The 14724-nt window shown below is 71.4% G+C and carries 12 protein-coding genes; 6 read left to right on the top strand and 6 right to left on the bottom strand.

Going from position 1 to position 14724, the window contains the following annotated elements:
* Position 1: 1 nt before the first annotated feature.
* The 4 genes from ABD191_RS08570 to ABD191_RS08555 form a co-directional block, all read right to left on the bottom strand.
* Positions 2–1957 carry a GTP-binding protein gene (locus ABD191_RS08570; RefSeq protein WP_344078712.1) on the bottom strand — a complete coding sequence of 652 codons (1956 nt, stop codon included), beginning with the start codon at positions 1955–1957 and terminating at the stop codon, positions 2–4.
* Positions 1958–2083: 126 nt separating this feature from the next.
* Positions 2084–3529, bottom strand: a complete 1446-nt coding sequence (locus tag ABD191_RS08565) for a hypothetical protein (RefSeq protein WP_344078710.1) — start codon at positions 3527–3529, stop codon at positions 2084–2086.
* A 74-nt stretch (positions 3530–3603) separates the two neighbouring features.
* Positions 3604–4740 carry a uroporphyrinogen-III synthase gene (locus ABD191_RS08560; protein ID WP_344078708.1) on the bottom strand — a complete coding sequence of 379 codons (1137 nt, stop codon included), beginning with the start codon at positions 4738–4740 and terminating at the stop codon, positions 3604–3606.
* A gap of 5 nt (positions 4741–4745) precedes the next feature.
* Positions 4746–4868: a hypothetical protein gene (locus ABD191_RS08555; protein WP_344078707.1), complete on the bottom strand. Its 123-nt coding sequence runs from the start codon at positions 4866–4868 to the stop codon at positions 4746–4748.
* 534 nt (positions 4869–5402) lie between these two features.
* Between ABD191_RS08555 and ABD191_RS08550 the strand changes: the two genes are divergently transcribed.
* The 4 genes from ABD191_RS08550 to glmM all read left to right on the top strand — a co-directional run bounded on the left by ABD191_RS08550 (position 5403) and on the right by glmM (position 9492).
* Positions 5403–6836: an MFS transporter gene (locus tag ABD191_RS08550; RefSeq protein WP_344078705.1), complete on the top strand. Its 1434-nt coding sequence runs from the start codon at positions 5403–5405 to the stop codon at positions 6834–6836.
* A 240-nt stretch (positions 6837–7076) separates the two neighbouring features.
* Positions 7077–7520, top strand: a complete 444-nt coding sequence (gene rplM / locus ABD191_RS08545; protein ID WP_344078704.1) for a 50S ribosomal protein L13 — start codon at positions 7077–7079, stop codon at positions 7518–7520.
* Positions 7521–7540: 20 nt separating this feature from the next.
* The gene (gene rpsI, locus ABD191_RS08540; protein WP_344078702.1) at positions 7541–8056 is read left to right on the top strand and encodes a 30S ribosomal protein S9; all 516 of its coding nucleotides are present in this window, start codon (positions 7541–7543) and stop codon (positions 8054–8056) included.
* 83 nt (positions 8057–8139) lie between these two features.
* Positions 8140–9492 carry a phosphoglucosamine mutase gene (gene glmM / locus ABD191_RS08535; protein ID WP_344078700.1) on the top strand — a complete coding sequence of 451 codons (1353 nt, stop codon included), beginning with the start codon at positions 8140–8142 and terminating at the stop codon, positions 9490–9492.
* A gap of 48 nt (positions 9493–9540) precedes the next feature.
* Here the strand turns inward: glmM and ABD191_RS08530 are convergent, their stop codons facing one another.
* Complete coding sequence (locus ABD191_RS08530; protein ID WP_344078816.1) at positions 9541–10722, bottom strand: pyridoxal phosphate-dependent aminotransferase; 1182 nt, start codon at positions 10720–10722, stop codon at positions 9541–9543.
* Between the two features lie 16 nt (positions 10723–10738).
* On the bottom strand, positions 10739–11062 hold the full coding sequence (locus ABD191_RS08525; RefSeq protein WP_344078698.1) for a hypothetical protein: 324 nt from the start codon (positions 11060–11062) through the stop codon (positions 10739–10741).
* Positions 11063–11325: 263 nt separating this feature from the next.
* Here ABD191_RS08525 and glmS point away from each other — a divergent pair, with 263 nt between their 5' ends.
* Complete coding sequence (gene glmS / locus ABD191_RS08520) at positions 11326–13215, top strand: glutamine--fructose-6-phosphate transaminase (isomerizing) (protein WP_344078696.1); 1890 nt, start codon at positions 11326–11328, stop codon at positions 13213–13215.
* 119 nt (positions 13216–13334) lie between these two features.
* Positions 13335–14573 carry a cellulose binding domain-containing protein gene (locus tag ABD191_RS08515; protein WP_344078694.1) on the top strand — a complete coding sequence of 413 codons (1239 nt, stop codon included), beginning with the start codon at positions 13335–13337 and terminating at the stop codon, positions 14571–14573.
* Positions 14574–14724: the final 151 nt, after the last annotated feature.

The following is a 14724-nucleotide window of genomic DNA, read 5'->3' as shown; positions in this document are numbered from 1 at the left end:
GTCAGCGCGGCATGGCCCGAAACCACGCCAGCCGGTCGCCCGGGTCGGGGCCGCGCCGCCGCAGGACCGGCGGCTGCCCGTCGGTGACCGGCGCGTGGTGGTCGAAGCGGGTCACCAGAATGCCCTCGCCGCCGGTGAGGTCGGGCAGCGCCGTGGCGATCCGGGGCATCCGCGCCGACGGCAGGGTGCCCACCAGGCGCGTGTACCCGCCAGCGGTCGCGACGTCGAGCAGCAGCGCGCCGAGCCGACCCAACAGGGCCGTCACGGGGCCGTGGGCTGGCTCGGGCAGGTCGAGTTCGAACCGGTCCACCGGCTGGCACACCTGGGTGCCGGCCGCGCGCAGCGCCGCCGCGACGACGACCGGGGCCAGGTTGCGGAAGTCCGCCCCGACACTCGAGATCGACTTGTCGAACTTCTGGTGCGGTCTGCTCTGTCGCGGGCAGTACTGCGAGGACGTCATCGTGACCCGGCAGTCCGGGACCGGCCACCCGTACGGGCCCTGGGTCAGCGCGGCCCGCACCCCCTCCTCGGTGGCGGCGACGAACGCGGCGGGCAGCCGGCCGCGTTCGATGCCGGGGGAGAACTCCACTCCGTGGCCGACCGGCGCGGGGTCGATCCGCAGGCCGATTCCGGCCAGGTACGGGTTGCCGTCCGCCCTGATGAGGTCGACCGCCGCACCCTCGCCCACAACCCGTTCGATGCACGCGATCGAGGTCTCCGAGAAGCGGGCCCGCACGCCGAACCGGTCCTCCAGCAGCGACCCGATGACCTCCTTCTGCACCTCGCCGTGCAGGCTGATGACTGCCTGCCCGGCCTGCTCGTCGACCCGCAGGTCAATGAGCGGGTCCTCCTCGGCGAGTTCGGTCAGCCCGGCGAACAGCGCCAGGCGCTGCGCCGGGTCGACGGGCTCGACCAGCGCCTGCAGGGTCGCCGGGGGGAACCGGTAGGCCCGGCGTGGCGGCGGGGAGCCGACGTTGTCGCCGACCCGCGCCGACGTGCCGCGCAGCGCGGCGATCTGGCCGGCGCCGGCTTTCGCGCGGGCCACGACCGAGCCCGGCTCGCTCACCTCGATCGCGGTGATCCGTTGGGGCGCCGGGCCGCCGAAGGTGACCCGGTCGCGGACCGCCACCTGCCCCGACCACCAGCGCACCCAGGCGCGGCGGCCGCGCTCGTCCCGGTCGACCGCGAAAACGGTGCCCGCCGGCGGGCCGCCGCGACGCTCGGCGTACGGGAGAATCTCGACCAGGAGCCGGCGCAACCCGGGCACGCCGGCGCCGGTGATCGCCGACCCACAGGCGACCGGAGTGGCCGCGCCGGCCCGTACGCCGGCCCGCAGGGCGCGACGCACCTGGCCGGCGGCCGGCCGGCGCCCCGCCAGCCAGGTCGCGAGAATGGTGTCGTCGAGGTCGGCGACGGCCTCGATCACCGGGTCGGCGTCGTAGGCGAGCGACCGTACCCGCGCGTCGCGCCGGCCTTCGCCGCTCACCTCGGCGAGCGTCACGAGGTGTGGCGTGAGCCGCTGGCGCGCCTGCCCCAGCGCGCGGCCGACGTCGGCACCCGCGCGGTCGACCTTGTTGAGGAAGACCACGGCGGGCACGCCGATGCGGCGCAGGGCCCGCCAGATCGCGACGGTCTGCGGCTGCACGCCCTCCACGCTGGACACCACGAGCACGGCGGCGTCCAGGACCGTCAGGGACCGCTCCACCTCGGCGATGAAGTCCGGATGTCCCGGCGTGTCCACCAGGTTGATCGTCACGCCGTCGACCGCGAAGGACGTGACGGCGGCGCGGATGGTGATGCCACGCCGGCGCTCCAACTCCATGGAGTCGGTGCGGGTGGTGCCGTCGTCCACCCGGCCGGGCTCGGCGACGACGCCGGCCTCGAACAGCAGGCGCTCGGTCAGGCTGGTTTTACCTGCGTCAACATGGGCGACCACGCCCAGATTCAAGAACCGCAATGCGCAACTCCACGTTGGGACGGGAAAGGGTCCGGATCGTGGAAGTTGCTCGCATGGGTCTCTCCTTCGGGTCGGTTCTCAGCGCATGCTCGCACCGCCCCCGTCGGGGGGCCACCGATTTACGCCTCAGGGATGGCCCGGCAGCAGGATGTTGGTGGTGGGCTCGTCCGGGTCGCTGTTGGCGGTGGGTGGCAGGCTCGGCAGGGCCGTGCGCGGCGGCGGTTCGGGCTTGGCGTGCCGGGACCGCTTGGGCGCGGGCGGCGGTGGGTTGCGGGGTGGTTCAACCGTCGCGGGGGCGGCCGGTGCTGCCGTGGCGCGGCCCTTCTTCGCCGGGGCCGCGGCGGGCGTCGGGGCGAGCGGCTGGGTGTCGCCTGGGGGCATGCCGAGCAGCGGCGGCTCGGTGGGGACCGCGACGGTGCTCGCCTCAGCCTCCGTGACCTTGGGGTTGGTCGCCTTGGCCCGCGACCGGCGGCCGGCGCGCGTCGGCCGGGCCTCGGTCGGCTCGGGGTCCGTGGCGGGCGGGATCGGGACGGTCGGTGGCTCGTCCGGCAGTCCGCCGGGGTAGGCGGCCGCCTCGGCGGCCGGCCGGGCGCCCTGGTGCGGCACGGGGACGGCGGCGCCGGGCTGGCCGGGGCCGAGGCCGGACACCCAGCCGACATAGTCGGTCTCCGCGGTCGGCACCGGGGTACGCGACGGCGGGCGGCGCGGCTTGGGCGGCCGGCGCCCGGCGACGGCCACCAGGACCGAGGCGACCCCGCCCGCCAGCACGAACAGCAGTGCCGACTGGTACGGGACGAGCTGATCGCTGTGGTCGCCGCTGACGCCGGGCCCCGCGATGACGTACGCGCCCGCGATCAGCAGGGGCCCGCCGAGCCCGGAGACGGCCACGGCGACCTTCCCGGCGCCCCCGAACCGGGCGATCATGGCGAGGATGGCGGAGACGAGCACGACCAGGCCGAGGCTGAACATGAGCACGGGATCGCCCGGCCTGGTGAGCGGCTCCGGCACCGCGAGCCGGGCCAGCGGCCACGATTCGTTCGTGACGAGCGGCCAGATGATCGAGCCGGCCGCGAAGACCCACACCCAGGTCGTGGTCGTGATGACGTTGCCGGCGACCGGCGTCCACGTGAGTGCGGCGACCGCTACCACGATGCCGACCGGCACCGCGAAGCCGGCCGTGATCATCACGACGAGGTCGGGGTCCACATTGGTCGGTGGCCGGGCCGCCGTCGCGGGGAGGACCGCGAGGAACGCGGACGCGCCGCCGCCCAGACCGGCGACAATGGACACGGCCGCGCGCGCCGGCCACGTGGCGACGCGACGCAACCGGCGTCCCAGCCGCGCGGCGGCACCGGCCCCGGCGACCGTCGCGGTCATCACCACCCACGCCACCCAGGTGAGCAGCGCCGACCAGCCGTTCTCGCCGCCGGCCCCGAACGTGCGGTCCCACCGCACGATGTCGAGGCCGTAGAGCACGCCAAGCTGACCCGCGCCGACCAGGAAGGCGACGCCCACGGCGGTGGCGCTCAACCGCGTCCACTCGCGCAGTGCCTGCCGCATGCTCGCTGCCATGGCGTGCAGCGTACGAGTACGCGGTCCCGGGCGCGAGGGCACTCGCCGCCCGGATCGGTCCGCTACCCGACCGGCTACTCCACGCGGAGCCGGTAGCCGCGCTTGACCACCGTTTGGATGAACGAGGACCGGCCCAGGGCGGCCCGCAGCCGGGCGACCGCCATCTCCACGGCGTGCTCGTCCGCCCCGCGCGGCAACGCGGCGAGCAGCTCCGAACGGGGCAGCACCTTGCCGGGCTGGGTGGCCAGCGTCCGCAGGATCGCCATCTGGGCGGGCGGCAGGGGACGCAGTTGCCCGTCGACGACGGCGGCATGGCCCCGCAGGGTCAGCTCCGAGCCGGCGACCTTGAGCGTGCGGGTGCGCCGCGGCAGTTCCTCGATGAGGGCGCGGGCCAGCGCGCCGAGCCGGGCGCGGTTGGGCGCGAGGACCGGTACCCCCTGCTTGCGCAGCGGTGCCGCCGTCACCGGGCCGACACAGCCGGCCAGCACGTCCGACTTGAGCGCGGCGAGCACCGCGTCCGTGTCGGAACCGGCCGCCCTCAGCAGCGAGATGACGGCCGGCGCGGACGTGAACGTAACGGCGTCGACCAGGCGGTTGGTGATGAGGTCGATGAGGCGCTGCAACGGTGTCGGGTCGACCGGCGGCGCCCACCGGTACACGGGCACCTCCACCACGTCGGCCCCGGCCGCGGCGAGCGCGCCGCAGAACTCCTCCTGCGGCTCGCCGTGCAGCTGGACGGCGACCCGGCGGCCGGCCAGCCCGTTCTTGGTGTTGGCCACGTGCGAGCCGGCGTTGCGGCCGCTGTTCTGCTGGCGTACGAGGTGCTCCAGTAGCTCCGCGCAGCTCTCGGACTCGGGTGACCAGGCCTCCATGAGGCCGGCCGCGCGCAGCGCTCCCCGCGCCTTGGGCCCGCGGGCCACCAGGTACGCCGAGGAGAGCTGGTTGCGCAGAGCCTCGCCCAGGCCCCAGCCCTCGGCGGCCTCCAGCCAGCCGCGCATGCCGATGCCGGTGTTCGCCACGACGATGTCGGGCGGGTTGTCGAGCAGCGCGTAGGTTGCCGTACGCAGTCGACTGTCGTCCGCGAGGGGGACGATGCGCAGTGCGGGCGCGAGTACGACGCGGGCACCGTGGCGCTCCAGGAGCGCCGCGAGTTCGTCGCGGCGGCGGTCGGCGGTGACCGCGACGGTGAAGCCCGCCAACACCTCCGTCATCGCGCCTACCCGGACGCCCGTACGGGGTGGGTCCACATGCCATCCGCCTTCCATCCGTCGCCGTTGCGGTGGTGCCCCCCGGCGATCACCACGAGACCGGCGAGGAGCATCTCCTCGCCGGCGTTCACCAGGTCCCTGACGTCACTGTCAGCGCCATGGCCGCGCATCGCGGTGGTGGCCGCAGGCGGAGACGGGGCGGATCCGCAGCGCTCGGCGGGCCGGCTCGCGCGCGTTCGCGGTGCCACGCACGGTGACGCGCGGTGCGCCGCCACGGGGCGCGAGCAATCGGTGGCCGCCTGTCGCATGGCAGAAATCGTGACGGCGGGCCGTTTCGGTCCCGCGTCCCATTTGTTTCTCGCCTGCTAAGAGCAATTCACAGCTGGTGATCGCAAGGCGTTGCCCAGCGTGTTGCCCAGAGTACGAAAAGTCCTTCTCGATATGTGGGATCGCTGCCGTGCCGACATGCGTCGATACGGCACGGCCGTGGTCCTGCCGAAAGGTTTTCTGATCTCACCTTTTCGGCCAGGCAACCGTGCGTTAACGGTTGCGCGCCCGACTCCATCAGACCACGGCCAGGAAATCGACCGTTCTTAACGTTTTCGCAGAACCCATCGCAGCGTTCCCGTTCAGTGACACACCGCCGACGTCGAGGAGTCAAGCCCATGAGTACCGTCATCGAGACCGCACCGCCGGTCGCGGCGGGGCAAGCACCTGGCAAGGGTCGATGGATCGAGGACTGGCGCCCGGAGGACGCGGACTTCTGGGCCACCACCGGGAAGAAGGTCGCCAAGCGCAACCTCATCTTTTCGATCTTCTCCGAGCACCTGGCCTTCTCGGTCTGGGTGATCTGGAGCATCCTGGTCGTTTCGCTCGGGACCCTCACCGACCCCGCCACGGGGGCGGCGCTCTACCCCGACCTGGTGGCCAACCAGGCGAACGCGACCAAGATCTTCTGGCTGGTGGCGCTGCCGAACCTGATCGGCGCGATCATGCGGTTCCCGTACACGCTGGCGGTGGGTCGCTTCGGCGGCCGCAACTGGACCGTCATCAGCGCCCTGCTGCTGCTCATCCCGGTGGGCCTGGCGCTGTATGTCGTCCTCAACCCCGGCGTTTCCTACGGCTTCCTGCTGTTCGCCGCGATCACCGCGGGCTTCGGTGGCGGCAACTTCGCCTCGTCCATGTCGAACATCTCCTACTTCTATCCGGAGCGCACCAAGGGCACGGCGCTGGGCATCAACGCCGCCGGCGGAAACATCGGGCTCAGCTCCATGCAGCTGTTCATGCCGCTGATGCTGTTCATGGGCCTGAGCCTGACGTTCGCGACCGCCTTCTGGCTGCCGCTGGTGCTGGCCTCCGCGCTCTGCGCCTTCTTTTTCATGAACAATCTCCACGTGTCCAAGGCGACGCTGGCCCAGCAGTTCGCGGCGGCCAAGCGACCGCACGCCTGGGTCATGTCGTTCCTCTACATCGGCACGTTCGGCTCGTTCCTGGGCCTGGCCGCCTCCTTTCCGGCCACGCTGAAGTTCGTCTTCCCTGATGACCAGAAGTTCGACTTCCTCGGCACGGGCCTGCTCCTGCCGATCGCCTTCCTCGGGCCGCTCGTCGGCTCGCTGGCCCGGCCGTTCGGCGGCTGGATCGCCGACCGGGTCGGGGGAGCGATCGTGACCGCGGTCGTGTTCACGCTCATGGCGGTCTGTTCGTTCGGCGCGATCGCGGCGGCGAGCGCCAAGAACCTCGGGATGTTCATCACGTCGATGCTGGTGCTGTTCGCCATGTCGGGCGCCGGCAACGGCTCGACCTACCGGATGATCCCGGCGATCTTCAAGCGTCAGGCCGACGCCGAGATCGCGCGGAACCCCGCGGCGGAGGAGCAACTGCTCGGCCAGTCCCGTCGCGAGGGCGCCGCCACGCTGGGTATGGCCGGTGCCATCGGCGCCGTCGGCGGCTTCATCCTGCCGAAGGTGATCGGCGACTCGATCAAGGCGACCAACGGCATCGGGACGGCGTTCTCCTGGTTCATCGCCATGTACGTGGTGTGCCTGATCGTGACTCTGACGGTCTACATCCGTAAGGGCGCCACCATGTCGCGGGTCTGACCATCACCGTCCGCCGACCGCGTCCCGCCGCCCACGTGTCCGGGGGCGGCGGGGCGGTGGTGGGCGTTTTGACCTCGCCCCGCGGGAACGGGTACAGTCATGGGCTGTTGAGCGTGAACGCAGCGTGTCCGGGTTCGGGTACGCTGGTTGACTGTGCTTGGCTGTGTGCCCTAGGTGCCGTCAGACGCGGTGCCGTCAGACGCCAAGCCTCAAGACCGACGAATGAGACAAGGTAGACCTGTGGGTACGTACAGCCCGAAGCCGGGTGAAATCGAGCGGCAGTGGGTCGTTATCGACGCCGCTGACGTCGTGCTGGGCCGCCTGGCGACCCACGCCGCCACTATTCTGCGCGGCAAGCACAAGCCGACCTTCGCGCCGCACGTCGACACGGGTGACTTCGTCATCGTCGTCAACGCCGGCAAGGTCGCCCTGACCGGCAACAAGCGCCAGGACAAGAAGGCCTACCGCCACTCGGGCTTCCCGGGCGGCCTCAAGGCGGTCAGCTACGACGAGCTGCTCGACAAGCGCCCCGAGCGCGCGATCGAGCTCGCCGTCAAGGGCATGCTCCCGCACAACCGCCTCGGCCGGAAGCTGATCAAGAAGCTCAAGGTGTACGCCGGCCCCGAGCACCCGCACGCCGCGCAGCAGCCGGTGCCGTTCGAGATCAAGCAGATCGCGCAGTGAGCGCAGGCGAAGGAAGCACTGTGACTGAGACCACCACCGAAGCCGTCGTCGTCGAGGGCCCCGAGAACGCCGAGGTCGCCGCGGTCGTTCACGAGACCTCCACGCCGGCACCGGCGCCCGCCAAGGCGCCCAAGAACACCCCGCGGCACGACCGGCCGATTCAGACCGTCGGTCGCCGCAAGGAGGCCATCGTCCGCGTTCGCCTCGTCGCCGGCACGGGCAAGTTCACGCTCAACGGTCGCGACCTGGAGACGTACTTCCCGAGCAAGGTGCACCAGCAGCTCGTCCGCGAGCCGCTCGTGGTCTCGGAGCGGACGGACAACCTCGACGTCATCGCCAACCTGCGCGGTGGCGGCGTCACCGGCCAGGCCGGCGCGCTGCGCCTCGCGATCGCCCGTGCGATCTGCGACCTCGACATCGACGACCGCCCGGCGCTGAAGAAGGCCGGCTTCCTCACCCGTGACGCCCGGGTCAAGGAGCGCAAGAAGTACGGCCTCAAGAAGGCCCGCAAGGCTCCGCAGTACTCGAAGCGTTGATCTTTCAGTAGCCAACACGTCGGCCGGACCGCCCTCAACCGGGGTGGTCCGGCCGACGTTTTCTTTGTGGAGGCATGTCTCGTATGGCAGCCCGACGACTCTTTGGCACCGACGGCATCCGCGGCGTGGCCAACGCCGACCTCAGCCCCGAGCTGGCCCTGTCCGTGGCCCTCGCGGCCGCTCACATCCTCGCCGAACAGGACCGCTCGCACCCGCCGGTCGTGGTCGTCGGCCGTGACCCGCGGGCCAGTGGAGAGATGCTCGAGGCCGCCGTCGTGGCTGGGCTGACCAGCGCCGGCGCCACGGTCGTGCGGGTCGGCGTGCTGCCCACCCCGGGCGTCGCGTTCCTCACCGCCGAGGCGAAGGCCGACTTCGGCGTCATGCTCTCCGCCTCGCACAACCCCATGCCGGACAACGGCATCAAGCTCTTCGCGGCCGGTGGGCACAAGCTGCCCGACAGCGTGGAGCGCGAGATCGAGGCCGCCATCGACAACCCCGGTGGCTGGAAGCGGCCGACCGGCCTGCGCATCGGCCGCGTGCACGACCTCATCGACGGCCGCGACCACTACGTCAAGCACCTGGTCGCCACCGCGCCCCATCCGCTCGCCGGCGTGAAGGTCGTCGTGGACTGCGCCAACGGCGCCGCCTCCGACGTCGCGCCCGAGGTCTACCGGGAGGCCGGCGCCGAGGTCATCGAGATCCACGCCGACCCCGACGGCATCAACATCAACGACGAGTGCGGCTCCACGCACCTCGCGGACCTTCAGGCCGCCGTGCTCGAGCACGGCGCCGACCTGGGCGTGGCCCACGACGGCGACGCCGACCGGGTGCTCGCGGTCGACGCGACCGGCGCCGTCGTGGACGGCGACGAGATCCTCGCCATCCTCGCCCTCGGGATGCGCGAGGCCGGCACCCTGACCGACGACACCGTGGTCGCCACCGTGATGAGCAACCTCGGCCTGCGGTTGGCGCTCAAGCGCGAAGGGCTGCGGCTCATCGAGACGGCTGTCGGTGACCGGTACGTGCTGGAGGCGCTGCGCGCCGGCGGGTACGCCCTGGGCGGCGAGCAGTCCGGTCACGTGGTCATGCCCGCGTACGCGACCACCGGCGACGGCATCCTCACCGCGCTGCACCTCATGGCCCGCGTCGCGGCGACCGGCCGGTCGCTGGCCGACCTGGCGTCCGTGGTCACGAAGCTGCCCCAGGTGCTGGTCAACGTCCGCGTCGCGGACCGCTCGGCCGGTGCCGCGGCGCCGGCCGTCCTGGCGGCCGTCGCCGCCGCCGAGGCCGAGCTGGGCGACACCGGCCGCGTCCTGTTGCGCCCCTCCGGCACGGAACCGCTTGTCCGCGTGATGGTGGAGGCCCCCACCCTCGACGAGGCCGAGCAGGTGGCGGACAAGATCGCCGCCGAGGTCCGCGCCGCGAGCCCCGCCTGACCCTCGCCGTCAGGTCGCGTGCGTACCGATCCGCCGAATGCGGCGTGGTCAGCGCGGGAAGGTGGCGTCACGGAGGCGGGTGGCCGCCTCCGTGAGGACCTCGGGGCGCTTGCAGAAGGTGAAGCGCACCAGGTGGCGGCCGGCGTCCTTGTCGTCGTAGAAGACCTGGGTGGGGACGGCGACCACGCCGGCGATGTCGGGCAGCGCGCGGCAGAACTCGATGCCGTCGCGCCCGCCGAGCGGGGTGATGTCGGCCGTGATGAAGTACGTCCCCTCGCTGCGCTGGATCGTGAATCCCGCGTCGACCAGCCCGCCGGCGAGCAGGTCGCGCTTGGCCTGCAGGTCGGCCGTGAACCCGGCGTAGTACTCGTCGCCGAGCCCGAGCGCCACGGCGACGGCCGGCTGCAGCGGCCCGGCGTTGACATAGGTGAGGAACTGCTTGACCCGGGTGACCGCGGACACGAGCGGCGCCGGGCCGCTGACCCAGCCGACCTTCCAGCCCGTACACGAGAAGGTCTTGCCGGCCGACGAGATCCGCAGGGTCCGCGACCGCATGCCGGGCAGCGTGGCGAGCGGAATGTGCGGGACTGTCGCGTCCGAGAAGACAACGTGCTCGTAGACCTCGTCGGTGACCGCGGGCACGTCGTACTCCTGGCACAGCGAGGCGATCAGGGTGAGTTCGTCGCGGTCGAAGACCTTGCCGGTGGGGTTGTGCGGTGAGTTGAGCAGCACGAGCCGGGTACGCGGGCCGAACGCCGCGCGCAGTTCGTCGGCGTCGAACGCGTACCGCCCATCAGGCCCCGGGCGCAGGGTCACCGGCCGGCGCACGGCACCCGCCAGCGCGATGCCGGCCGCGTACGAGTCGTAGTACGGCTCGAAGCAGACGACCTCGTCGCCCGGCTCGCAGAGCGCCAGGAGCGACGCGGCGATGGCCTCCGTGGCCCCGGCGGTCACGAGGATCTCCCCGTCGGGGTCGTAGTCCAGGCCCCAGAATCGCTTCTGGTGCCCGGCGATGGCGGCGCGCAGCTCGGGGATGCCGGGCCCGGGCGGGTACTGGTTGTGCCCCTCGCGCAGTGCCCGCGCGGCCGCGTCGAGCATCTCGGGCGGCCCGTCCGTGTCGGGGAAGCCCTGCCCGAGGTTGACCGCGCCGGTCCGCACGGCCAGGGCCGACATCTCGGCGAAGATGGTGGTGCCGAACTCGCGCATGCGCGCGACCAGGGGGTCTGTCATGATCACGCCGTTGACGTTACCGCCCGCCGGCGCTCAGCAAGAAGATGCCCGCGATGCCGAGGCCGACGCAGCCCAGCACGACGAGGCCGATGATGACGCCGACGAGCACTCCGTTGCGGGCGCCGGCGGCGGGCTCCCGGCGGGTGGGCGGAGGCAGCGCGACCGGTTTGAACACCGGCAGCTCGCTGGTCGGCGGGTACGGCGGCGGCGGGCGGTAGGACAGGGAGTCCTCGTCGCTGAGGAAAGCGGGTTCGTCGCTGGCCGACCGCTGGGTGGGTGGCACGGGTGACGAAGGCTGCTGGCTGTCCGGCCGCTCCGCGGGCTTCTGCGGGTACGTCATGGTCTCCAGTGCCCCCAAGGTGCGGCCCGTCGCGGCGCCGCATCTTCGTGTTTCGGCGCCGGGTCGCGCCTTACCGCACAGTGTTGCAAGCGCGGATCACGGCGTAATGGCTGGAAAGGGATTGATAGGACTTAACGCAGTGTGAAAAAAATCTGACAGTTTCCTTGTGGGTGCCGCAGGTAGGCCGTTTCACTCAATACGCGTGCGCGAAAGTCGGGTTTGCGCGCAGAGACTTTGAGCGATTATTGGGTAGGCTCCTGACCATGTGCGGCATCGTGGGTTTCGTGGGCGCCCGACCGGCGCTGGGGATCGTGCTCGACGGACTTCGTCGGCTGGAGTACCGAGGCTATGACTCGGCGGGCGTGGCCATCGTCGACGGCGGCGAACTGCTCGTCCGCAAGCGGGCCGGCAAGCTCGCCAACCTGGAGAAGGCGCTGGCCGGCAGCCCCGACGGCGGTGCCGCCATGGCGGCCGGCATGAGCGGCATCGGGCACACCCGGTGGGCCACCCATGGCGGGCCCACGGACCGCAACGCGCATCCGCACCGTTCGGCCGACGGCCGGGTCGCCGTCATCCACAACGGCATCATCGAAAATTTCGCCCGCCTGCGCGCCGAGTTGGAGGCGGCCGGCATCGAATTCACCAGCGACACCGACACCGAGGTCGCCGCACATCTGCTCGCCGCCGAACTCGCTGTCCTGCGTACCCAGGAAAGCGGCGATCAGGGCGAGGTGCTCGCGGAGGCCATGCGTCGGGTGTGCCGGCGCCTGGAAGGCGCGTTCACGCTGCTCGCGATCGACGCCGACGCCCCCGGCGTCGTGGTCGGCGCGCGACGCAACTCGCCGCTCGTCGTGGGCCGCGGGCAGGGCGAGAACTACCTGGCCAGTGACGTGTCCGCGTTCATCGAGCACACCCGCGAGGCGATCGAGCTCGGCCAGGACCAGGTTGTCAAGATCACGGCCGATGAGATCGTCGTTACCACGTTCGACGGCCAGCCCGCTCAGGGCAAGGACTACCACGTCGACTGGGACGCCGCCGCCGCCGAGAAGGGCGGCTACGACTGGTTCATGCTCAAGGAGATCGCCGAGCAGCCGCAGGCCGTGGCCGACACGCTGCGCGGGCGCCTCAGCGAGACCGGCGAGATCATCCTCGACGAGGTCCGCCTCACCGACCAGGACCTGCGCGACGTCGACAAGATCTTCATCGTGGCCTGCGGTACGGCGTACCACTCGGGCCTCGTCGCCAAGTACGCCATCGAGCACTGGACCCGCATCCCGTGCGAGGTCGAGCTGGCCAGCGAGTTCCGCTACCGCGACCCGGTGCTCGACCGCTCCACGCTTGTCGTGGTCATCTCGCAGTCCGGCGAGACCATGGACACCCTCATGGCGCTGCGCCATGCCCGCGAGCAGAAGGCGCGCGTGCTGGCCATCTGCAACACCAACGGCTCCACCATCCCGCGCGAGTCCGACGCGGTCCTCTACACCCACGGCGGCCCGGAGATCGCGGTCGCCTCCACGAAGGCGTTCCTGACCCAGCTCGCCGCCTGCTACCTCGTCGGCCTGCACCTCGCCCAGGTGCGCGGCATCAAGTTCGCCGACGAGGTCGGCGCGATCGTCGCCCAGCTGCAAACCATGCCGGCCGCTATCGCCCAGGTGCTGTCCACGATGGAGCCCGTCCGGGAGCTGGCCCGCTCACTCGTCGACGTCAACACCATCCTGTTCATCGGCCGCCACGTCGGTTACCCGGTCGCCCTGGAGGGCGCGCTCAAGCTCAAGGAGCTGGCGTACATCCACGCCGAGGGCTTCGCGGCCGGCGAGCTCAAGCACGGGCCGATCGCCGTGATCGACGAGGGCACCCCGGTCGTGTGCGTGGTTCCGTCGCCCAAGGGCCGCAGCCTCCTGCACGACAAGGTCGTGTCGAACATCCAGGAGGTACGGGCCAGAGGCGCGCGCACGATCGTCATCGCCGAGGAAGGTGACGAGGCGGTCCGCCCGTACGCAGATCACCTCGTGGAAGTTCCGGCCGCGCCGACGCTGCTCGCCCCGCTGCTGACGACCGTGCCGTTGCAGGTGTTCGCCTGTGAGGTGGCCAGCGCCCGGGGCCTCGATGTCGACCAGCCGCGCAACCTCGCCAAGTCCGTCACAGTGGAGTAGCGCGCGACTGTCGCGGTTCACCCCGGGTCATTAGCATCGATCGATGAGTTGCGGCCGAACCGGTATTAACCGGTTCGCCTGGCCGGCCGCCGATCGTACGCAACCCGAGAGGACCCCCCATGCGGAAGAGATCCGCGCTCCAGGCGTTGCTCGCGGCCCTGGTCCTGGCACTCGGCTACCTGGTGGTGCAGGCGGCGGTATCCGCCCCGGCCGCCAGCGCAGCCGCCCCGGTCAGGATCATGCCGCTCGGCGACTCCATCACCGGCAACCCCGGCTGCTGGCGAGCACTCCTGTGGAACAAGCTCATCAACGCCGGCTACACCAACATCGACTTCGTCGGTACCCAGGCCCCGCAGGGCTGCGGCGTCACCCACGACGGGGACAACGAGGGTCACGGCGGCTACCTGGTCACGAACGTGGCCAACCAGAACATGCTGCCGGCCTGGCTCGCGGCCACCACCCCGGACATCGTGGTCATGCACTTCGGCACGAACGACGTGTGGAGCAACATCGCCCCGAGCACCATCCTCGCGGCGTTCAGCACGCTCGTCGACCAGATGCGGGCCAGCAACCCCACCATGAAGATCCTGGTCGCCCAGATCATCCCGGTCGCGCCGAGCACCTGCGGCGACTGCCCGGCCCGCACGACCGCCTTCAACAACGCGATCCCCGCGTGGGCAGCGTCCAAGACGACCGCCCAGTCGCCGATCACGGTCGTCGACCAGGCGACGGGCTGGGTGCCCGCCACGGACACGTACGACGGCGTACACCCGTCCGATCCGGCCGGCATCACGAAGATGGCCGACAAGTGGTACGCCCCGCTCGCAGCCGCCCTCGGCGGGGTCACCCCGACATCGGCGCTGGTCACGTCCCGCCCGCCGACGTCGGCGGTGGTCACGTCCCGGCCGCCGACGTCGGCCGTTGTCACGTCGCGTCCGCCGACGTCGGCCGTTGTCACGTCGCGTCCGCCGACGTCGGCGGTCGTCACGTCCCGGCCGCCGACATCGGCCGTTGTCACGTCGCGTCCGCCGACGTCGGCCGCCGTCACCACGGGTGGGCCCGCCGGTGCCTGCTCCGCCACGTACACGATCGTGGGTCAGTGGCCCGGGGGATTTCAGGGCGAGGTGACCGTGAAGGCCGGCCCGTCGGCGATCAGCCGCTGGACCACCTCATGGACGTATGCCAGCGGCCAAACGATCACCCAGTCGTGGAGCGCGACGCTGACCAGCAGCGGCGCCACGGTCACCGCCTCGAACGCCGCCTGGAACGGCAGCCTCCCCGCGGGCGCGACCACCACGTTCGGCTTCATCGGAACGTGGAACGGCACCAACTCGGTCCCCACGGTCTCCTGCTCGTAGCGGTGTGACCATGGTTCGCTGGGCGGCGCCACTGGCGCCGCCCAGCGACGTACTCACGTCGACGCGTCGCCCACCTCGCCAAAGTCGTGACTTCGGCGGGGTTGTGCGGTGCTGGCCTCGCCATAAGCGTGACTTTGGCGGGGTTGTGCGG

The sequence above is a fragment of the Luedemannella helvata genome, assembly GCF_039528415.1.
Taxonomy (GTDB): Bacteria; Actinomycetota; Actinomycetes; order Mycobacteriales; family Micromonosporaceae; genus Luedemannella; species Luedemannella helvata.
Note: the sequence above shows the minus strand (reverse complement) of the source record. Positions and strands in the feature narration are given on the sequence as shown.

What these genes read in the sequence shown, in the direction of transcription:
- ABD191_RS08565 (WP_344078710.1), bottom strand. Translation starts at nt 3,529, where the DNA reads ATGGCAGCGAGCATGCGGCAGGCACTGCGCGAGTGGACGCGGTTGAGC.
- ABD191_RS08560 (WP_344078708.1), bottom strand. Translation starts at nt 4,740, where the DNA reads ATGACGGAGGTGTTGGCGGGCTTCACCGTCGCGGTCACCGCCGACCGC.
- ABD191_RS08550 (WP_344078705.1), top strand. Translation starts at nt 5,403, where the DNA reads ATGAGTACCGTCATCGAGACCGCACCGCCGGTCGCGGCGGGGCAAGCA.
- glmM (WP_344078700.1), top strand. Translation starts at nt 8,140, where the DNA reads ATGGCAGCCCGACGACTCTTTGGCACCGACGGCATCCGCGGCGTGGCC.
- ABD191_RS08530 (WP_344078816.1), bottom strand. Translation starts at nt 10,722, where the DNA reads ATGACAGACCCCCTGGTCGCGCGCATGCGCGAGTTCGGCACCACCATC.
- ABD191_RS08525 (WP_344078698.1), bottom strand. Translation starts at nt 11,062, where the DNA reads ATGACGTACCCGCAGAAGCCCGCGGAGCGGCCGGACAGCCAGCAGCCT.
- glmS (WP_344078696.1), top strand. Translation starts at nt 11,326, where the DNA reads ATGTGCGGCATCGTGGGTTTCGTGGGCGCCCGACCGGCGCTGGGGATC.
- ABD191_RS08515 (WP_344078694.1), top strand. Translation starts at nt 13,335, where the DNA reads ATGCGGAAGAGATCCGCGCTCCAGGCGTTGCTCGCGGCCCTGGTCCTG.